The following is a 20,685-nucleotide window of genomic DNA, read 5'->3' on the forward strand; positions in this document are numbered from 1 at the left end:
TGTTAATACGGGTGCCTAAATTCTACTTGATGACAAAGTTAGACGGGTCTTGATCTCGTCGATGCTGAGTGGGAATGGGGGCTGGCTGCCCATCACCCGCAAGGGCTGCGGTTTTTTCCAGGGATTCTCTCAATCGCTTGGCTGCGTAGATAGACATATCTCGTGGTACATTAATGCGATCGCGCAAATATCGCAGAGCGACATCAGAACCCGATGGAGGTACACAGTCTTCACCTGTCATCATGTGTGTTAAAGTACAACGTAGGGCTTGATCAAACAATTTCTCATCTAAGGGGTTGACTCGGATAATGTTGATGCGGTGCTTGATAGTTCGTTGAAGAGCTTCCATGCGGGAGTTTTCGGGTTCTGGATAAGTAACATCCGGTAGCCCGAACCAGGGGCCGTTATCCACCCGCGCTTTATTGAGAAGCATCTGGGGTTCGCCGTTTTCCCAACAGCCCCCCATTTGAGGCGGCAAATCATGTACGTGGGTGTGAAAGTCACTCTGGGTTCCGCAGTAGGTCGGTCGGCTTTCCATTGCCGCAAACCATGCACTCAAGCGGGGGTTTTCCGAACGCAGGGAATAGCCCTTGTAGTAGTAAAGGCTTGCATTCATCCGTTCGAGATATGGCGTAAAAATGACATCGACGATGCCAAAGCTATCTAGAAAGTAAGGGCTTGGGGTGTTACCCAGAGCCTCCTCGACCCTAGCCACCACTCCAATAAATTGTTCTTGGTTGCGTTGTTCTTGTTGAGAGGAACCGGCTTTAGAGCACAGCCAAACGCACCAGGCTCTAAATAAAAGTCGTTCTAATTGACGCAGAGTTAGCACCGTGGGGTCTTCCATGCCTTGGTTCAATGGAGCAAAAACCCTTTCCAAAGCGATCAAAATGTCATCGCTTTCCTTAATAATCCGTCCATCTAGCTCGATCGCAGGGAGCATTCCTGATGGTACCTTACGTTTGTACCAACTTTCTTTCTCCCCATAGCAGAACATTGTTACTTTTTCGATTCGATAGGGGATCTGTTTTTCCTCTAGCCATAACCAAACTTTTTGACAGTAAGGACACCAGGCGTGGTTATCACGGTACAGCGTTACCCGCACATCAGATTCCGGCTGACCAAACAAGCGCAACCTGGCTCTAGCGTTGGTAAAACCATTAACGGTATCTATTTGATAATCCGTGAGGGTTTCTAGTTCTTCCCAGCTTAAGGATGCGGTAGTCATAGGGGGAGTTGCGTAGGGCAATGCTTAGGACAACTCTATACTCTACAATATTTTCAGTTACACCAAGGCATAATTTTACCGATAGGTTCGCCCATTTGGAAAACATATTGGACAAATAGCAGCTAACGACATCGCGGTAAATGCCTAACATACAAAGATTTGAGCCATTTAGCAACTCACCAATAAAATGCAATCGCGCTGTTCACTCATACAACAGCGAGATGCGATTGCAGCGCGACATTCCCAAGAATTATTTACTTCAAAATAATTCAAAATATTCTCTTTGCTCCCAGTTAGTCACCTGTAATAAATAGTTTTCTGGTTGCTGATCGGCGACGGACTGCAAAAAGCGATTAATTTCACTTTCTTTCATCTTAATGATGAAGTTTATGAACTGCTGCCCCATTTTTTGAGAAAAAAGTTCGCTTTGGCTTAAATATAAAATCGCCTCTGGCAAACTTTTGGGTAAGGTCGGACTTTCTGTAGCGTAAGGTGACTCTGTTGGGGAACCAGGGTCAACTTTATGATCTACACCATCTAACCCAGAAATCAATTGCGATGCCATGTAGAGATAGGGATTGGCTGCTGGTTCTCCAACTCGGTTTTCAATGTGGGTAGTGGGGTCATCATAACCGCCTTGTAATCTAATCATTGCTCCTCGGTTTTCTAATCCCCATCCGGCATGGTCAGGAGCTAGGGAATAAGGCCTAAATCTTTTGTAGCCGTTAATTGTCGGGGTTGTGAACACAGAAGCAGGATTGGCGTGTTTAAGAAGACCACCAACGAAGTGTTTACCTAAATCTGACATCAAAATTTTAGAGTTTCCAGACATGAAAGCGTTCTCGCCTGTGGTTCGGTCTACAAGGGATTGGTGCAAATGCCAGCCATTAGAAGAAGAACCTTGCAGCCCTGGACGACACATAAATGATGCGATGTAACCTTGTTGACGGCAGATTTGCTTGGTCGCCATTCGGAATATCATCATCGTGTCCGCAGCAAGCAACGCCGGAATTGGGTCAAAGGTAAATTCAAATTGACCGACACCTCCTTCGTTTTCTACACTCCTTAAAGGCAATCCCATTTCAACTAAGTTTTCTGCTAGAACGCCCAACAGGTCGTGAATCTCTGGATTGTGGGATTCTAAAAGGTATTGGAAGCTATGCTCTACAGCGCTAACTAATGCCGGTTCACCTGGTTTTCCAGAAGTCCCAACATCAGCCATCGCTAACATCGGATCTAACAGCTTTGCCAGATACCACTCAACTTCTAAGCCGACAATATGCTCCAACCCTCTTTGATGTAACTCTACCAATGATTGCCGCAAAATACTGCGACTGGAAAAGGGCATTACCTGACCATTCTGAAAGTACTCGTCACAAAGGATAAAGCCTGTGCGTTTTGCCCAAGGCACAATTTTGAACGTATCAGGGTCAGGAACAGCCACAAGATTTGGCGCACCTGTCATCTGAGACATATCTAAGCTACCGCCCGGAACGAAGGGGTTAAATACTATTGCACCACCAGTATCAAACAGGAATGTCCCTGTACTGATTTGCATACCGTTTTCTAAGGTGCTTAAAAATGCCTGGGGTAAGAGCGATTTACTGCGAACAATGCCATGCTGATCTGCCCAAGCGGTACGAATTAACAATAGATCCCGTTCTTTGACAACAGCTTTGATATTTTCAGATGCTTCTTTTTGAATTTCTGTCCACAGGTGATGACGCTCAATAAATCCAAGTCTTTTCATTTAGATTGCCTAATCATATTCAACTGTCTGTGCGGTTAGTTTGAAATTAGCAGATCAGGCGCTTCCATTTTTGGTGATAACCGCGAATAGTTTATGCTTCACTTTTAATATCCGAGTTTTTTATTAAAAATGATCAAGAAAGGCAGAGGGCAGTATTCCTTGCATAGATAGCTGCCTTTCTTGCTAAGGACAGCAGCTTAACCTTCACTAATCAATTGTAATAAGACTTCCGTTGAAATCTTGCCACTGATATCAGCACCTTCCAATAAGCTGTCTGCCAAGTCTCGCTTGTGCTGATGCAATTGCACAATCTTTTCTTCTATAGTATCCTTTGCTACTAGACGATAAATGGTAACAGGGCGTTGTTGCCCAATGCGATGGGCGCGGTCTGAGGCTTGGTCTTCCACTGCGGGATTCCACCAAGGATCTGTATGAATCACATAATCAGCAGCAGTTAGATTCAGTCCTGTACCGCCTGCCTTGAGACTAATCAGAAATACATCTCCTGAACCAGCTTGAAATGCATCCACCCGTTTTTTCCGCTCTGCCACTGAAGTACTGCCATCTAAATATTGATAATTAATACCTTGCTGCTCCAAATAATCTCTAATAATGTGCAAATGGTCAACAAACTGACTAAACACCAACGCCTTATGACGATTTTCCAGCAGTTCACCCAGCACCTCACCAAAAAGTTGCAACTTAGAACTGGGTAATTTAGTATCAGGCATAACCAAACTAGGATTACAGCAAGCGCGACGCAGTTTCATAATCTCAGCCAAAACTTGCAAATGTTTCTTTCCTGCTTCGGCATCAGTTTCGGTAAGTTTAGATATGGCCTGACGGCGCAACGCTTCATAGAATGCCTTTTCCTCTCGACTTAACTCTACATGCAACAGAATTTCGGTACGAGATGGCAACTCTTCTAATACTTGATTTTTTGTCCGCCGCAACAGAAATGGTTGAATCAGTTTTTTGAGTTTATTACGTGCAAGTTTATCCTGATATTTTTCAATGGGGGTAGCAAAGCGTTGATTGAAGCTTTCAAAAGAACCCAATAACCCAGGATTAATAAAGCGGAATAAATTCCATAACTCACCCAGGTGATTTTCAATCGGAGTCCCAGTAGTCAGCAACTTAAAATTAGATTTTAGGTTCATGGCTGCCTGAGAACGTTTAGTGGTCATATTTTTAATCGCCTGCGCTTCATCCAGAACAATTGTTTGCCACTGTACACCAGAAAGCATTTGCGCTACTTCTTCTTGCTGTAATAAGCCATAACTACATACCAACATATCCAATGGTTGTAACCCATCTAATAATTTTTGGCGGTTGGCACCAGAAAATTGAATAATATTCAGAGTTGGGGCAAACTTCTGCGCTTCACTCACCCAATTCATGCACACGGAAGTCGGCGCAATTATTAGGGTTGGCCCTTCATGGGCGTTTCTGAGGATGACAGCTAATGCCTGCAAGGTCTTACCGAGTCCCATTTGGTCTGCTAAACAAGCGCCCACACCCCAATGTGCCAGACGCGCTAGCCAACAAAAACCCTCCATTTGGTAGTCACGTAGTTCTGCTTGCAGCGTAGATGGCAGTTCCGGCTGGAGGTTTTTTACCTCCTGGAGACGCTCTCTATGTGTTTTCCAGTGTTTATCTGCTTTTACCTTACCTACCTGATCGACAAAATCCTCTAACCCTAATGTTGCCAAGGGGTGAAAACGAATACCTTTACTATGCTTTTCCGAAAATATCCGCAATTCGTCGAGGCGTTTCCGAAAAGCTTGAGTTAAAGCCAAAAATTGACCATCACCAAGGGGGATAAATCGGCTGGGGGTTTTTTCCAATAGTTCTAGTAGTTGCTGCATATCTAGCACGAGGTCGTTATTCAATTTCAACTCCCCAGTTGCTGCGAACCAGTCTTGCTGACGTTGAATTGATAAATTAAAGTCTTTCAAATCGGCATTGTGGCTAACACGCAGTTTTTCTCCTTGTGGCCATTCTATGACTACGTTATTTCCCAGCGTTTGCAGTTCTAGCAGCAATTCTAAACAGTCCTCTGGGTCAGCTATAACCCATTCACCATCTTGTTCTTCAGTTCGCGTCAAGGTAGGACAGGCTTTTATGGCAGCTTTAGCAAGCTGTTTCTCTTGGGGTAGATTTCGTCTAGTTTGCAGACGTTTCCCGTCAATCTCGGCAATTACAGTTTCACCACCTGTACCAGGACGGTAGTAGGGGCCACCTTGGGCAAAGGGGCGCGACAAAAGCGCGACTTTCAAGCCGGTATTGGCAGGTAAAAGGTGAATATGGGGTAGAGTCTGGGCAGGTACTTCTTCTGTACCTTCGAGTCCGCCACCAATATCAGAATGTACGGTAACGATGCCAGAGACGGCATTAATTGCTGCCAAAACTTGCTTCTCGGCGAAGGCAGGTACATTTAATTTGTTATCTTTACCAATAATCTCCGCAATGCGTCTGTGTTCGGTAGTAATTTCAATGACTTTGATCCGAGTTGGAGTTTCTTTAATATGCAGAATATTTTGTGATTCTGGTAATTTGGGAGAAAATTCTAAGGTGAGACGATCTTGTTTCCCTCTTTTAACCAGTAGTTCTGGTTCTCCTTTGACAATTTCTACACGGATAGTGGGTGTATCTTCCCAAAAAACCAACGGGTGTCCAATTAAAGCAGAGATAGCTTTTTCACCGAAGGTATAATCAACTTTGCCGTAATAGCCATCACTATATGCTTCAATACAACTACATACCCGCATATCCTGGGGGGTGATGTAATCAAACTCAGATAATGCACTGCTTAGACGCTTAAGGGCTATGGGGCGACCTTTACTCCATTCTCCTTTGGCATTAACTTTTTGTTCTCGTGGTTGCAAGACACATCTGCTGGGATAGAAGGTTATGAACCATGCTAAACGCAGCTCCGATTCTGGTTTTAGGGATGTTTGTGGTCTTGATTGGAGATTTGCCAAGGCATTGAGGCACATTTCCCAAGCTTCTTGGGGTCGAATTAAGTCTACGATGGTTTGAATATTGCTATCTTCTCGCAGTGCGGGAGCAAGTTGATTATAGTTACTACTAGGTTTTAGCCGGGATAGAAGTTCTGCACTTTCCATTGCCAACCAGTGATAACCAGAGGCAAGCGAGCGCCGATATAGTGGTTCTAGTAAATTAGGTAAGCGTTTTTTAGCACTTTCTGCATCCATCCAGTAAAGGCATAGTGAACAAAACAATGTTTGTAAGCTATTTTCTTCTTCTACGGAAGAAATATGACCGCTGACTACAAATTGTTTTTGGGTAATATCACCAAGGTGAACTTGCAGTACCATGTTCAGTCTGCCATAAGTGAACCTGAGCCAATGATCCCCTTGACGGGACATCAAACTGCTATATTCCTCTGCTTCTTTGAGGCGTTGCACTGAACCATCTTTTAACAATGCGAGGATAAAAAATAAACCCCCTATTGTATTGAAATATATTTGCCGTTTGCCTGTAGCCTTTTTGATCGCTTTCAGGGCATCTGTATAATATTTTATCGCTTGTTCATTTTCATCTCGCAGAAAACTTAACCAACCCCAAAAGATAGCAGCGTTATTTTGATATTCATTTGATACACGCTCCAGACTTTCTTGTGCTTCTTGGGTACAACCTTGTAACAACAGTTGTTCTGTCAAAATTAGATGTAGATAATCTGAGCAATTTTTTCCACTGTTAGAGCATTCTTCTTCTAGCAGCGTCAACGTATCTTCAGAAGCAGATAATTTTAAGGCTGAATTGAAGAGGATACTTGATATGCCACTTTCATATAATCCAAGTGGAAGGGTCTTAAACCAATCTGCATCAAATGGATTATTGTATATCTGTTCAAAAATATTTTCTATTACTATTTTTTCTTCGCTATCACTGTACTTCTGGTAATCTTCAATTTGCTGATTAATAAAACTAAGGTCTTGACGATAAATACCAATGCGGATTTCTCTGATGCACTGGCGCAGACTGGAGAATATCCGAGAATCTCTGTTCCAGTGAGTCCGTATTGGTAGCTTCTCCTCTACTGCTGTCACCAGGATTTCAAACTGTCCGGTTTGTACAGCATGACGAGTAGCAATCTCTGTAAGTAACGGATGACATTCAGCACCTTGCCTGTTCTCCTGTATTAACAAGCCTGCTTTTAACAATTTATCAATTTGGGGGCTAAGGGTTTTAGTACCCCAAGGCTTATTGTTTTCATCTAAAGCGCCAGTTTTACTAATACAACTTACGAAGGAATTTTTGTCTATCGGTGCATAAATTACCGAAAATAACTGGATAATTTTTTGTAATGAAGGGTGTAACTCGAAATATTTCTTTGTGAGTAGTGCTTGTTGGATTGTGGAATTAGGTTCAAAGATAGTCATATTATTTATTCAGTTCTTTAAATAATTCCATTAATTTACCTTTACGTCCATGAGCCGCTTCTAGTTGTGAGCGATAAGCAGACCATTCAGTTTTTTGTCCTAGTTGTAGATACGCAGCTTTGACTTTTTTGAGCCAATTAACCGCAGCGTCATAACGGTCAGCTTTCCCTTGTTCCATAATTGGTTCTGCCCGTCTGCTTTGCGTTATCAATTACCCAATCTGCACGATGGGAAACTGCTACATTCATGACTCGATGAACCAGTTTGGAATCATAGTAAGTATCTTTCTCTACTGTTTTTATTGCATCATCAATTAATCCTTCATGGAGGAAAATATCGACTTGAGCTTCTCCTATTCCCCAATCTGGCTGATCGCTATGCTATCTAAAATTGTTGAAGGTATGCTATCACATCCTTGGGAACTTAAGATACACTCAGTACACCAAAAAGTTCTGCGATGCCTGTGGTGTTCTCGAAGAATCGCTCAAGCCCAGAAGCGACACTTTTTGTTGCTCCGTCAAAATTGGAGATGTCCACGCCTTAAGTGAGGCGTTCGGGAAAACTTGCCTTCATAAAAGTGCCATGCGATCGCTTGAGTAAGTTGCTGATGGCAAGATAAAGATGTAGCATTCTTCTTTAACCGAAAAAAATCGGCGGACTAATAGTCTTGTCGCCGAAGTCTTCAATGTTTTAATTGCTACTGTTTTGTCTGGTTATCGATTCAGATTTCTGACTCTCAATCGATTGGAGCATTGGGACTTTGTACATCAATATCAGATGAAGCTAAATTAGGAATTTGCCAATTGAGTTGCTGGGCTTTGAGTACTTCAATCAGTGCAGTTGGAGCAATGAACTCAAGTTCTTGGGTGTTAGGATTAGTTTTAGCAACTAATTGAGTCCCATCTATAATTTTTAGAATTGCTGGCTCTCCGATTGGCAGTTTTAGCCCAGCAACTTTCGCATCATTTGGCAGGTAAATAGCGTCACAATCCCAGTCTTCATCTGTAGTTTCGCCATTACCGAGATAGTAAAGAGAGTTTAAAGTTGAGTTTTCAGGTTTCCGAGCATAGATAGCTAATGGTTTCCCCGTTTCATTGCGACATCTAGCCCAATCTTCTGAAGTCTCCATAGTCTGTTTTTGCAATTCTAAAGCAGCGATTTTCTGCTGTAGCTCTTCTGTGGTATATCCCATTTGTTCTGGGTTTTTCCTAACTTGAATCAGACTATTAAGTGTTTGAACAACTTTTGGATAGTCAGGGCTATCTTCAGAAATTCTATCTGCCCATGAAGGTTGAGCTAGCCCTATAGTGATCACAAACAGCAAGACGATTAAAATAATTTTCCCAGGTTTCATAAGTTTCTTCTTTTGTGAAAGCATCATTTCTTGGTGAAAATTTGCTTTGAATGCGAAAACCGTAGATACATCTTCAACATATTGCGACTAAATAATAAAATCAAATACTCTTAATTGTCAAAACCATAAATTAAAGTAATTATTTGACGAACTTAGCAAACATAAGACATAGAATTTTCTCTTGACTCCCCCTGCAAAAAACAGTTTGCACCTCCTGAATGATTCCTAAACATTAGAGTTACTTTTTACCAGTTTGAGTTTGGTTAGGCGAATGAGCGCACTGCTTCACTCACTTTCGTGCGCTCACTCAAAACCTTGAGACAACAAATCATCCCGCTATGTCTTTACCACTCTTGTAAGTCATAGCTCTGGGTTTTCTCTTCTTGAGAGGGACTACTGATTTCTTAGGTGCTTGTGGTGGACGGCATGTTTCACAGTAGAGCGGTCGAACTCCAAAGGTTTCTCGTTGTGTGGGCTGTTCGCACTGCTTACATACGAAGTTAAAAACGCGGGTATGAATTTCCCGCTTATGTGCTCTGACGGTGTACTCTCGGACTTCAATAGTTTTGCTGGGCATCGGCTAATAAAATGGCCTTACTTCTTAATAATAGAGAATTCAGAAGTCAGGAGTCAGAATTGAATTTTTTATTGTTCAGTTCTTTTTAAGCACTGATAACCAGGTATACACAACGTCTATCGCCTGCCAAAATGTGTTCAATTCGTTCAATGCTCACATCGTTACCTAAAACCGCTTGAAAGATTTCTAACTCCATGCGACAAAGCCCGGTACAAGCAGTCGCCACCGTACAAATAGGGCAATGCTTTTCAGCAAGGAGAAAAGTGCCATCGGCTTGAGCCGTGACCTCTGCCATGTAGCCTTCCTCGGTTCGCCGCTCTGCTAACGCTTCTAGCTGCTGTTGAAGTGGAGCAAGCCGAGGCATGATCGCTCGATACGCTTGAATTTGTTCGCGAGTTCTAACTTCCAATAGCCGATCAAATCCCTCTTCACCAAATGCCTCTTTCATTGAATTAATCAGACACAATGTTAACTCAGCGTAGCGATCAGGGAAGAAATGATCAGCAGCAGGCGTTAACTCCCATAACTTGGCAGGCCGTCCCATCGGACGTGCTTCTTTCTGGTACGTCACCAATCCTTCTTTTTGCAAAGCGTAGATATGCTGCCGCACTGCCATTGCGGTGATGTTTAAGTGGGAGGCGAGCGTTTCCGCATCCGCTGCTCCTTCCTGTTTGAGATATTGGATGATCGCCCGTCGAGTCCGAACGCTGGTTGATTCTGCTTTCATACTTAACAAATTAAAGAAAAAGCTTTACAAAGTCAAGTTAAGCACTTATGATTCTTACTAAAGGTTTTTCTTTATAAAGTCGCAACTTCTGAAGTTGGTGCAGTAATGGCAAATATTGTGATCTTTGGAGCTAGTCGCGGCGTTGGCTTAGGCTTCAGCGTTGGGTTGCCAGATGCAGGCGATACTGTGTTTCTCATTTCCAGAACTCGCCCTCCTAGCCTTGATCGCGCCGATCAAGTGTCTAAAGTTTGGATTTGGGCAGACTTGTCGGTTCCTCAAACTGCTGCGATCAAGGTGGCTGAGGCAATTGGCGATCGCGCGGTTGACTTTCTGTTCTACAACGCCGGGATTTGGGAGAAGAATGCGTTTGAGCCAACCTATTCCTTTGAACAATCCACTCTAGAGGAGATGGAACAAATTATCCAAGTGAATCTGCTGGCTGCGATTCTCTGTACTCATCGGTTGTTGCCAAATCTTAAACGTTCAAGCAATCCCCGTGTTGTCTATATGAGTTCGCTTTCGGGTTTAGATAACTCTGGCGCACCGGAAGTGGCGAATACCGCATCTAAATTTGGTCTGCGGGGTGTGGTTCATGCCCTGCGGGAATGTTTACGAGAGCATCGTATTCCAGTGACTTCGCTCAACCCAGGTAGTATTGCGGCAGAAATCGCCTATGAAGCTGGGGCAGAGGCAGCAATCCAAACCTACGACAGCAGGCAAATTCCAATGCAGGATTTGGTTCTCTTAATGCGCTGTTTGCGTCAACTATCGCGCGTCTCCTGTGTGAAAGAGATTGATATTCCGGCGATGTCCGATCGCTATGCCTGAGCAATTATGTCTCCACTGGGTTGATCTCTGCACTGGCAACTTTCAACAAAATTGATTTAAGAGTCAAATCATGGTTCAACAAATTCAGCACCTCAATCCCCCTGGATTCTTCAATCCATCTGATTACGGTTTCACCCATGTTGTAACGGTTCCCGCTAACACCACTCTTGTCTATATCGCAGGTCAATTGGGCATGGATGAGACGGGCAATCTGGTTGCGGCTGACTTTGCAACTCAGTTGAAACAGGCATTTGCTAACCTTCGTGCAGCATTAGCAGCGGTTGGGGCAACCCCAGAAGACGTTGTGAAAATTACAGTGCTCTCAGTTGATCACGATGCCGAAAAACAGCAATTGATCTCAGCCGCACGGAATGAGATGTGGTCGGGCGATCGCAAACCCACCAGTACTTTGATTCCTGTACCGAGATTAGCAGTCGAGGGGCTATTGTTTGAAATAGACGCGGTTGCTGCAATTCCCAATTCTTAATCCAAAGGAGCTTCTGATGTCGTTACCGATTGTTCTGCAACCCGGTGAAGGAAAGTCCGTTAAACTCGGCACCAGTACCTGCACATTCAAAGTGACTGGGGAGAATACAAATGGACACTTTGGCTTGTTTGAATTTGTTATGGAACCAGGAACGAAAGGAGCCAGTCCACACATCCACAAGCAATTAACCGAGATATTCTATGTGGTGGAGGGAGAAGTGGAGTTGCTGTTGGATCGGCAAACAATTATGGCTGCACCGGGCGCAATGATGCTCGTGCCAGAAAATACGCCACATGGGTTCTCTAATCCTGGAACAGTGAGATCGACTTTACTGATCCTCTTTTGTCCTGCCGACTCACGGGAGCAGTACTTTGAGGGGTTAGCCCGGTTAACCGAAAACGGGCGGCAACCCAGCCAAACTGAGCTACTACATCTGATGCAGCAATTTGATCAGTATCCAGTTCCATAAAAGGAGTCAAGCAATGGTAGCTTCAGATATCTTAGTTGTTGACTTTGTTCAGCAGGATGATGTGCTGAAGCTTTACCCGGAAGCACCATTAGTCTCCAGTGACAAAGCAGGATGGGACGGCATCCAACTGCAATATCATCGCCATCCACCGCATCAGTTGGCAGAAAATTATTCCAGCCAACATCGCATTATCATTCACGATCGCAGTCCATCGCCACCAATGGTTGAAGAGATGATCGAGCATCGCTTTCAAAAGCGGCAATTTGGACATGGCGATGTGACGGTTGTGCCAGCTGATGTCCTCAATTCGGCTTATTGGAACACTGAATACGAATTTATTACTCTCAGTTTTGAGGCGAAGACGTTTGCACATCATACCTTCGATCTGACGACTGCTACTGATGTCGAGCTTGTCCCCAGTTTCAGCAAACCTGACCCCTTGATTTACAGTCTTGGCTTCGCGCTCAAGTCAGAGCTTGAGTCTAGCGGAGTTGGCAGTCGTCTCTATATTAATTCGCTAACGGCTGCTCTGATGACTCATTTATTGCGGCACTACTCAGCCCAAAGATCCATCTCTAGACCTCAGAGTGGTTTAGCCAAAAGACAATTGCAGCAGGTGATTGATTTCATTCATCAGCACCTTGAGCAGGACTTAGCGCTTGCCGAACTGGCAGCCATTGTGCAAATGAGTCCGAGTTATTTTTCAATGTTATTCAAACATTCGACCGGATTAGCACCACATCAGTATGTGATTCAGTGCAGAGTTGATCGCGCCAAGCAGTTACTGCGACAAAGTAATTTGACGATCGCAGAAGTTGCTTACAGTCTTGGCTTCACCCATCAAAGCCACCTCAGCCGCCACTTCAAACGATTGGTGGGCGTAAGTCCCAAAGCATTTCTCAAAAGTCAGTAAGAATGTGTCCAAAAACTCAAGAACGTGCAAGACGGCATTAAGACGGTTTTGTAAAGTTAGTTTATCAAGATTGTTCTTTATAAAGTGCAGCTACACCGCCTGAAGTTTGCTGGAACTATCGCATATTTAATCCAAACCAAGGTTTTTTGACGGATACAACTTGTCTTTCAGGAGTTTCACAATGAAACGGCCCCAGTTCATTGCGGCAATAGCCATTTTCCTCATCACTCACGCAACGAATTTGCAAATTCCCCTATATGGTACTTATGCAAAGATGGCAGGTTTTGGTAGTGGCATTTCGGCGATCGCATTGGCATGGTCTTTGGCAGGAATTGTCGGTGTAATTTTACCTACTCAGTTAGCAAGATATGGTCTACCGAACTGGGCAGGTTTGATGTTGTTCATCATTACGATCGCGGGGGTTATGTTTCAACCTTTTGCCCGTCGGCTAGAGGCACGCCGATCACTTCAGATCGATGCTGTCCTGCTGGTAGCTGGCTATTTTAGCTTCATATATGGAGCGTGGCTCGGTCATTTAGGGCTGGTGCTGGCAGGAGTAGCGATCGCTGGAACGGCATGTAATTGTTCTTTTGACTCTACAAACAGGTTTTAAGAGGATTAATCCATGAAACTTTTGCACCTTGATTCTAGCCCACGCGGCGAGCGCTCTATCTCACGCTCCTTAACCCAGCAATTTGTGACCTTGTGGAAACAAATGCATCCAGATGTTCCTGTCATCTATCGCGATTTAGGACGTTATCCAGTACCCGTGATCGATGAAGCCTGGATTACTGCTGCGTTTTGCCCCCCGGCTCAACTCACTCCAGCATTAGAATCTGCCTTGATGATTTCCGATGAATTGATTGCTGAACTGCTGGCGGCAAACCTCTATATCTTTGGCATTCCTATGTACAACTACAGTGTACCTGCCAGTTTCAAAGCATACATCGATCAGATTGTGAGAGTCAGACGGACGTTTGTGGTGGGTGCTAATGGTTACGAAGGACTGTTGAACGATAAAAAAGCGCTGGTAATTACAACACGAGGCGGAAGTTATGCAGGCGAACCACTCGATTTTCAAGAGCCTTACTTGCGGGCAGTGTTTGACTTTATTGGTGTAGCTGATGTCACGTTTATCCATGCCGAAAATCTAGCAATGGGGGTTGACGAACGAAAAAGAGCGATCGCAACTGCTCATGAAGCCATCCAACAAGTTGTAGAAACCTGGCAATCTACTACCTGCATCTGAATCGAGCGACTAAGTTCTGTATTGCCTGTAATGTCTTGCTCTCTATCTTTTCAATGATTATGAATCGCAACATCATTTAGCTAATGCCGCCGGGATATTTTGTGTTGCTCGTTGCTTTTAGCAGCACTCACGCTTGGACGTAAACGCTAATCCTTCTAAAATCTACTGCTGAAGTATGCAAAATTATTGGTTTGCAAATTTCCATATAATGGGTTGTTTGAGTCTTTTGAGCTTCGTCATCCTAAATCATGCAACTCCTACCTTAGCCGAGACTGTTGAGGAAAAACTTTCTCCTGTTACTCCAACTTCAATTACCCAGCTAATTCCTGAAAGTATTCCCCAAAAATCAGGCGCAATGCTACAAGGACAAGTGACTTCAGTAAATCAATTAGATGATGTTCAACCTACACATTGGGCATTTCAGATGCTTCAATCTTTGATCGCTCGATATCACATTCTTACAAGCTATCCAGACCAAACTTTTCGGGGCGAGCAAGCAATGACTCGTTACGAATTTGCAGTAGCATTGAACGTAACACTTAAACAAATCAGCGAACAAATTGCTCAAGGAACTGGTTCACGAATATCTCGTGATGATTTAGAGACATTACAACAACTTCAAGAAGAGTTTTCTGGTGAACTAAACACATTACAAGAACGTGTACATGGATTGGCAGCCCGAACTGCTGAGTTGGAAGCTAACAAGTTCTCGACAACCACCACATTGTCAGGAATAGTTGTGTTTGGAGTCACTGGGGGAGACTATAGTGGCGATCACATTGTTGATGTCACAGGTAGAGAAATTGCGACAATAGATCCAAATCCTACATTCCTTTACCGAGCTACCCTAGACTTGACTACAAGTTTTAATGGAACAGATGCACTAGAACTCTGGCTAGAAATTGGCAGCAATGGGGCAGACGACAATGCAGCAGGATTATTAGAACCCAGTCTTGGCAGCGTTTTAGACTATTCAGCCAAACCGCCCGTTGAAGAGTTTGGCGTGTCCCGTCTGAATTATACCTTTTCTCCATCCGAGGATTTAACGCTTTCCCTGGGTCCAGTCATCAGTCTGACTGACTATGTAGACATCAACCGCTATGCAAATGTCAGTTTTCTAGACTTCTCTACGCAAGCATTGGTAAATAACTATATTCTTTTTCCAGTTCAAGGGCTAGGAGCGGGTGCTGCTGTCAGGTGGAATCCAAATGAAGGCGCATTTACGGTGCGAGCTGCTTATGTGGCGGCATCTGCCAGTCGCTCCAGAATAGAGAGTTCTTCTCCAGTTCCTGGTATTTTCCCACTGGGATACATTCTTTATCCCAACGGACGAGGAGAAGGAGGGCTGTTTGGCGATCCTTATCAAGGAATCATTGAGTTAGAATACGCTCCTTCTAGAATGTTTGCGCTACGCTTGCAATATACGGGCGGTAGTATTTTAGGAGGGAAGTTTGATGTCTTTGGAGCAAACTTGGAATTGACCCTTTCAGACCGTTTTGCTGTTTTTGGACGCTACGGTTACGGTAGCTACGCTGATACTGCCTTTGGTGATTTAAAGCCTAGCTATTGGATGGGGGGTGTCGCTTTTCCTGATCTATTCGTTGAAAATGCTCTGGCAGGCATAGCTGTAGGTCAGCCGTTTATCACAAGTGAAATAGGAGATTTGACGCAAACGAATTTCGAGGCTTTCTACAATTTTCCAATTAATGACAATATCCGTGTCACACCTGTATTTCAAGTGATTACAAATCCAGCTAATCAAAGCGTCAATAGCACAATCCTGACAGGTACACTCCGCACCGTCTTCTCCTTCTAACAAACCTCTATTTAGCGAAGAAACAAGTTTCTTCGTAGCGCGAGTATTACCAATTAGCAATTGTTTAGACAACTCTCTTATATCTATTCTGGTGGCTTTTCACCTGGGTGTAGGCAAGGGCGCTCGCAACGAGAGCAGCGCCAATCCGAAGAATTCTTATAGCAGTAACAATCTAGGCTGTTGACTCTGTACTCTTTAGCCCACAAGACTTCATGCAGAAATTGTGCTTTTTATTTTGGTGTAAGATGGCTGTTGCGGGCGCTTTCACACAAGCAAAAACCAGCACAAATAATTTTTCGGTAATTCCCCAAAAAATAGCCAAAGTCAACAGCCTAGTGGTACGCCGCCTAACATTAATTCGAGTCTGGTAGCTAAACTCGCTCGCTAGTTATTAGACGCTGCATAAACCCGCTAAGAAGCAGAATTTAAGTCAGGAGAAAGTTAAGTGATTCGACTCGATAATCATGTAGCAATTATTACTGGAAGCGGGGAGGTTTGGGGGCAGCCTATGCCCGCCTGCTTGCGGAAAGAGGAGCGTGTGTCGTTGTGCATGACGCAGGCGTTAACAAAGATGGAACCGGATTCGATCCGAACGTGGCGGCTGATGCTGCAAGCAGGATTCGAGAAGCGGGTGGAGTTGCATTTCCGAGCAACGTAATCCTTGATAGTAGAGATAACTGCCAAAGTCTAGTGGAAACTACGCTTTTGAAGTTTGGTCGTCTCGACATCTTGATCCACAATGCCGGATGGGTCACCTATCAGTCAGTGCAAGAACTAACGCCTGATTTTCTACAGCGCGCCATCAGCATTAATTTAGAGGCACCAACATGGCTGGCTCAAGCCGTCTTTCCGATTATGAAACAGCAAAACTACGGACGGATTGTGCTTACAACTTCGGATAGAGCTATCTATCAGCAATATGCACTCAGTGGTCTCGCCCCTTATGCTATGGGAAAAATGGCACAGATAGGTCTGATGAATGTGCTTGCGGTTGAAGGCAAAGAGCATGGAATTCTCGTGAATGCGATTTCGCCAGTTGCCAAAACGCGGATGTGGAACGTACAAGATAAGCCTCTTGATTTGCGACCCGAGCAAGTAGCCCCCGGAGTGTTATATCTAGCTTCTGGTGAATGCCGAGAGTCTGGATTTATATTAAGGGCAAGCAATGGTCAATTCAAAGCCGTGCGCTGGATCGAGCGAGACAACGTGGACTATCCATTAAACCTTGCCGCTGTTGAAAGTTCTACTGCGGAGGATTTGGCTACTCGCTGGCAGGAGATTGCTACGGATGTTGCGTTTTAAAGATTGGGCTTATATTTCGAGATGGTCTTTTGGGAAACAATTGAGATTATTGGTGGCAGCGTAGGAGTCACGCAAAAATAACTTGAACACTTTTAATTGGAAAGTAAGGCTAACAGCTTATTTCAAATTAAATTTGTACAACTTATTTTTACATGATGGTTTAATCAAATAAATACTCTTGCATGGCGTTTTGTCGATGGCGGAGAATATTTATTGCCTTGACCTGGATTTGACGAATCCGCTCTCGGCTGAGGTTTAGCTGTTGGCCAATCTGAGCGAGATTGAAATGCTGATCATTTTCTAGCCCAAAACTTAAAGTCAACACTTGACGCTGTATAGGTGTCAATGGTTCTAAAAATTTAGCGACATCTTGCGATAGAAGTTCTTGGGTGAGCAGTTTTTCTGGTGAAGCCCCAACGTCTGCTAGAATTTCGCCCAATTCTGTCTCTTTCTCGTCTCCAACTTGTTTATTTAAAGAGATGGCTGTGCGAGAAGCGGTGAGATATTCTCGAAGTTTATCTGTGCTTATGTTTAATGCTGATGCAACTTCCTCAGCAGTGGCATGACGACCGAGTTTTTGAAAGCTTTCTCGCTGCACTTTTTTAATTTTATTAAGTATTTCAGTCAGGTGAACAGGTAATCTAATAGTGCGGGATTGTTCTGCAATTGCTCTGGTTATAGCTTGACTAATCCACCAGTAGGCGTAAGTTGATAGCTTATAGCCCCGGTTGGGATCAAATTTTTCTATACCCCGTTGTAAACCGATCGCTCCTTCTTGGATCAAATCAAGAAATTCCAAATTGCGGTTCTGGTATTTCTTGGCAACAGATACTACCAATCGCAAGTTAGCTGTCACCATTTTCTGTTTAGCTCTTTGACCAAGGTGTAGCGCTGCTCGGATTTGTGTTTCAGTTTTTTCAACAGCGTTGGCTAATTCTGTCATTGTTGGTTCGCGGTCTAGCTGTTGAGTTAGTTCATTTTTAGATTGCTCAATGACAATCATTTCTTGTACAAGTCTTGCATAAGCGATTTCTTCCTCTGGCTTTAATAAAGGATACTGACCAATTTCTTGCAAATAGATGCGAACCATGTCGGAACTCAGGCTGGACATACAAACTTTTCGACTTTTTTAAACCAGGGGATTTAAAAGTATAAATCAAATAGCTCATTAAAATTTTCTATTTTTAACCGAGTACCGTGGGTTTAAATCCCGCAGTTCAAAAAATAAGCAAGTTTTGGGTCGGGGTCTAAATCCCCATCACAAAACTTAATTACGAATTATTTAATAGCCAAGGCATATCAATGCAGTCCTGCCTGAAGTAACCTCTGCTGTAACCTTGTGTATCGCCGTTGGTCATCAGTAGAGCGCACCGCCAGAGATATCGCTTTTTTTGCTCCTACAACAATCGCTAACTTCTTGGCACGGGTCAGCCCGGTGTAAAACAGGTTCCGGGTCAACATCATATAGTGCTGCATATAGATTGGCAGAACTATCACCGGATATTCTGAGCCTTGGCTTTTATGAATAGAAATGCTCCAGGCAAGGGCAATTTCATTCAGGTCAGCGTAATCGTAAACCACAGTCCGCTCACCATACAGTACTATAACTTCCTGCTCGACAGTATCAATGGTGAGGATTATTCCCAAGTCGCCGTTGAAGACTTCGCGGTTGTAGTCGTTGGTCAACTGGATAATGCGATCGCCCTCGCGTAACAAATTCCCACCTCTGTTAATCTCTACCTTGCTGGGGCTGGGTGGGTTGATCAACTGCTGCAATACTGTGTTCAGGTTACGAGTCCCGATTACTCCCCGTGTCATCGGGCAAAGCACTTGGACATCAGTGGCAGGATTAAAACCTAAGCGGGGAATCAAATCGGTAATCAATTCGCAGATTGCCTGTACACCATGTTCGGGCTGATGTCCGCCGCCATGCCAAATACAGTCGGACATGGGATTGTCAGAAATTGGCTCGATTGTTGGGTACTGGCCCCGGTTGATTTGGTGAGCAACAGAGATGATTGCGCTCTGTTGGGCTTGGCGAAATACCTGGGTCAACCGCACCACCGGAACTCGCCCAGAATTGATCAGGTCAGCGAGTATTTGACCTGGCCCTACAGATGGTAACTGGTCAACATCACCTACCAATAACAGTAGAGCGCCAGCTAACACTGCTTTAACTAAGGAGTAAGCCAAAAACAAATCAAGCATCGATGCTTCATCAGCGATAATTGCCGTGTGGGGTAAAGGATTTTCGCTATCGCGCTTGAAACCCCTTGAGCGGGGGTCAAATTCCAACAATCGGTGTATGGTTTTTGCTTCCAGCCCAGTCATTTCACCCAACCGTTGAGCAGCCCGCCCAGTGGGTGCAGCTAGGGCAATAGATTTACCCATTGCTTTCCAAAGTGAGACAATAGTGTGGGTAGTGAAAGTCTTTCCAACGCCAGGGCCACCAGTCAAAATCGTGATTTTAGAATAAGCTGCTGTTTCTACTGCCAAGCGTTGCTGTTCTGAAAGCTGAATTTTACGGCTAGTGGTAAAACGCTCAATCCAATCACGCACACGCTCAATGTCAGTACCAACAGGCTTTCCTAAGCGTTGGCGGATCAGTTGAGCTAAATTCTGTTCTGTATGAAAGTAAGTCGGCTTGTAACAAAGTAATGTTTTCTCTTCATCCTGCTCTCTAATCAGTTCGTCTGCTAGAGCCATGTCTTTAATAATGCTCGCGACCGCTTCTTCTGTGGGCTGATGAGATTCGGTAGTCAGCAGTTTGATTACCGACTCAATCAATTCGCTTTGTGGCAGGTAACAGTGGCCATCTTCGGCAGCTTCACTTAGGCAATGGATAATCCCCGCACAGTAACGAAATTCTGAGTCAGGGGCAATTCCGATATTCCGTGCAATTTTATCGGCAGTCAGAAAACCAATACCGTAGATGTCGGCTGCTAGCTGGTAGGGGTTCTTGGTAACTGTAGCGATCGCTTCATCCTTATATTGCTTGTAAATTTTGACCGCGTATGTTGTTGAAACACCGTGCCCTTGCAAAAATACCATTACTTCTTTTATGGCCTTCTGTGTCTCCCAGGCATTTTTAATTAACTTAATCCGCTTTTTGGCAATACCCTGGACTTCAATCAGCCGTTCAATCTGGTTTTCGATGATGTCCAGGGTTTCTAGCCCGAAGTGGGCAACAATCCGTCTTGCTGTGACTGGTCCAACACCTTTAATCAGCCCACTGCCCAAATATTTCTCAATTCCAGTGAGAGTAGCTGGTTTGGTTTCTTTGTAGTTGACTACTTGGAACTGTGGCCCAAATTGTGGATGGTCACGCCAGAACCCAGTTAGCTGTAAAGTCTGCCCTGGCTGGATATTAGCAAAGCTGCCAACAATTGTTGTGAGTTCGGTGCTACGCGGGCGAGTCAGCCTTGCCACTGTGTAACCCGATTCAGCAGAGTAAAAAGTTAAACGTTCTACAACTCCAGTGATTGTTTCGTGTTGAGGAAAGGCGCTTACTTGTTGAGGGGAAAGATTAGGAGGAGTGGACATTGCTTATCATCAGATGCCGCACATCATTATAAT

18 protein-coding genes are annotated in these 20,685 nt (G+C 44.2%); 9 read left to right on the forward strand and 9 right to left on the reverse strand.

Annotated features, from left to right (window positions below; genetic code table 11):
* Positions 1-22 precede the first annotated feature (22 nt).
* The 7 genes from H6G96_RS25780 to H6G96_RS25810 all read right to left on the reverse strand — a co-directional run bounded on the left by H6G96_RS25780 (position 23) and on the right by H6G96_RS25810 (position 10,045).
* On the reverse strand, positions 23-1,228 hold the full coding sequence (locus tag H6G96_RS25780) for a glutathione S-transferase family protein (protein ID WP_190914800.1): 1,206 nt from the start codon (positions 1,226-1,228) through the stop codon (positions 23-25).
* Between the two features lie 259 nt (positions 1,229-1,487).
* Complete coding sequence (locus tag H6G96_RS25785) at positions 1,488-2,978, reverse strand: glutamine synthetase family protein (protein WP_190914802.1); 1,491 nt, start codon at positions 2,976-2,978, stop codon at positions 1,488-1,490.
* A 197-nt stretch (positions 2,979-3,175) separates the two neighbouring features.
* A complete protein-coding gene (locus H6G96_RS25790; RefSeq protein WP_190914804.1) occupies positions 3,176-7,387 on the reverse strand; it encodes a DEAD/DEAH box helicase in 4,212 nt (1,403 codons plus the stop codon).
* Between the two features lies 1 nt (position 7,388).
* Positions 7,389-7,565, reverse strand: coding sequence for a hypothetical protein (locus H6G96_RS25795; protein ID WP_190914807.1), 177 nt, complete (start codon positions 7,563-7,565; stop codon positions 7,389-7,391).
* Positions 7,566-8,123: 558 nt separating this feature from the next.
* Positions 8,124-8,741 carry a hypothetical protein gene (locus tag H6G96_RS25800; RefSeq protein ID WP_190914809.1) on the reverse strand — a complete coding sequence of 206 codons (618 nt, stop codon included), beginning with the start codon at positions 8,739-8,741 and terminating at the stop codon, positions 8,124-8,126.
* 328 nt (positions 8,742-9,069) lie between these two features.
* A complete protein-coding gene (locus H6G96_RS25805) occupies positions 9,070-9,318 on the reverse strand; it encodes a hypothetical protein (protein ID WP_190914811.1) in 249 nt (82 codons plus the stop codon).
* An 85-nt stretch (positions 9,319-9,403) separates the two neighbouring features.
* Complete coding sequence (locus H6G96_RS25810) at positions 9,404-10,045, reverse strand: metalloregulator ArsR/SmtB family transcription factor (RefSeq protein WP_190914813.1); 642 nt, start codon at positions 10,043-10,045, stop codon at positions 9,404-9,406.
* A gap of 105 nt (positions 10,046-10,150) precedes the next feature.
* Between H6G96_RS25810 and H6G96_RS25815 the strand changes: the two genes are divergently transcribed.
* The 9 genes from H6G96_RS25815 to H6G96_RS25850 all read left to right on the forward strand — a co-directional run bounded on the left by H6G96_RS25815 (position 10,151) and on the right by H6G96_RS25850 (position 17,109).
* Positions 10,151-10,873: an SDR family oxidoreductase gene (locus H6G96_RS25815; protein WP_190914815.1), complete on the forward strand. Its 723-nt coding sequence runs from the start codon at positions 10,151-10,153 to the stop codon at positions 10,871-10,873.
* Between the two features lie 70 nt (positions 10,874-10,943).
* A complete protein-coding gene (locus tag H6G96_RS25820) occupies positions 10,944-11,360 on the forward strand; it encodes a RidA family protein (RefSeq protein WP_190914817.1) in 417 nt (138 codons plus the stop codon).
* Between the two features lie 16 nt (positions 11,361-11,376).
* The gene (locus tag H6G96_RS25825) at positions 11,377-11,829 is read left to right on the forward strand and encodes a cupin domain-containing protein (protein ID WP_190727755.1); all 453 of its coding nucleotides are present in this window, start codon (positions 11,377-11,379) and stop codon (positions 11,827-11,829) included.
* A gap of 13 nt (positions 11,830-11,842) precedes the next feature.
* Positions 11,843-12,742: an AraC family transcriptional regulator gene (locus tag H6G96_RS25830; protein WP_190914819.1), complete on the forward strand. Its 900-nt coding sequence runs from the start codon at positions 11,843-11,845 to the stop codon at positions 12,740-12,742.
* Positions 12,743-12,923: 181 nt separating this feature from the next.
* A complete protein-coding gene (locus tag H6G96_RS25835) occupies positions 12,924-13,355 on the forward strand; it encodes a hypothetical protein (protein ID WP_190914821.1) in 432 nt (143 codons plus the stop codon).
* Positions 13,356-13,367: 12 nt separating this feature from the next.
* Positions 13,368-13,991, forward strand: coding sequence for an FMN-dependent NADH-azoreductase (locus tag H6G96_RS25840; RefSeq protein WP_190914823.1), 624 nt, complete (start codon positions 13,368-13,370; stop codon positions 13,989-13,991).
* 175 nt (positions 13,992-14,166) lie between these two features.
* Positions 14,167-15,807: an iron uptake porin gene (locus H6G96_RS25845; protein WP_190914825.1), complete on the forward strand. Its 1,641-nt coding sequence runs from the start codon at positions 14,167-14,169 to the stop codon at positions 15,805-15,807.
* Positions 15,808-16,052: 245 nt separating this feature from the next.
* Positions 16,053-16,178 (forward strand): hypothetical protein, encoded by a 126-nt coding sequence (locus H6G96_RS42455; protein ID WP_277932945.1) that lies wholly within the window; start codon positions 16,053-16,055, stop codon positions 16,176-16,178.
* Between the two features lie 124 nt (positions 16,179-16,302).
* Entirely contained in the window at positions 16,303-17,109 is an 807-nt protein-coding gene (locus H6G96_RS25850; RefSeq protein WP_190914827.1) for an SDR family NAD(P)-dependent oxidoreductase, read from the forward strand.
* 160 nt (positions 17,110-17,269) lie between these two features.
* Here H6G96_RS25850 and H6G96_RS25855 read toward each other — a convergent pair whose 3' ends face one another.
* Both H6G96_RS25855 and H6G96_RS25860 read right to left on the reverse strand, forming a co-directional pair.
* On the reverse strand, positions 17,270-18,220 hold the full coding sequence (locus H6G96_RS25855; RefSeq protein ID WP_190914829.1) for an RpoD/SigA family RNA polymerase sigma factor: 951 nt from the start codon (positions 18,218-18,220) through the stop codon (positions 17,270-17,272).
* Positions 18,221-18,408: 188 nt separating this feature from the next.
* Positions 18,409-20,652, reverse strand: coding sequence for an ATP-dependent RecD-like DNA helicase (locus H6G96_RS25860; RefSeq protein WP_190914831.1), 2,244 nt, complete (start codon positions 20,650-20,652; stop codon positions 18,409-18,411).
* Positions 20,653-20,685 lie beyond the last annotated feature (33 nt).

It is taken from the genome of Nostoc sp. FACHB-892 (genome assembly GCF_014698795.1).
Taxonomy (GTDB): Bacteria; Cyanobacteriota; Cyanobacteriia; order Cyanobacteriales; family Nostocaceae; genus Nostoc.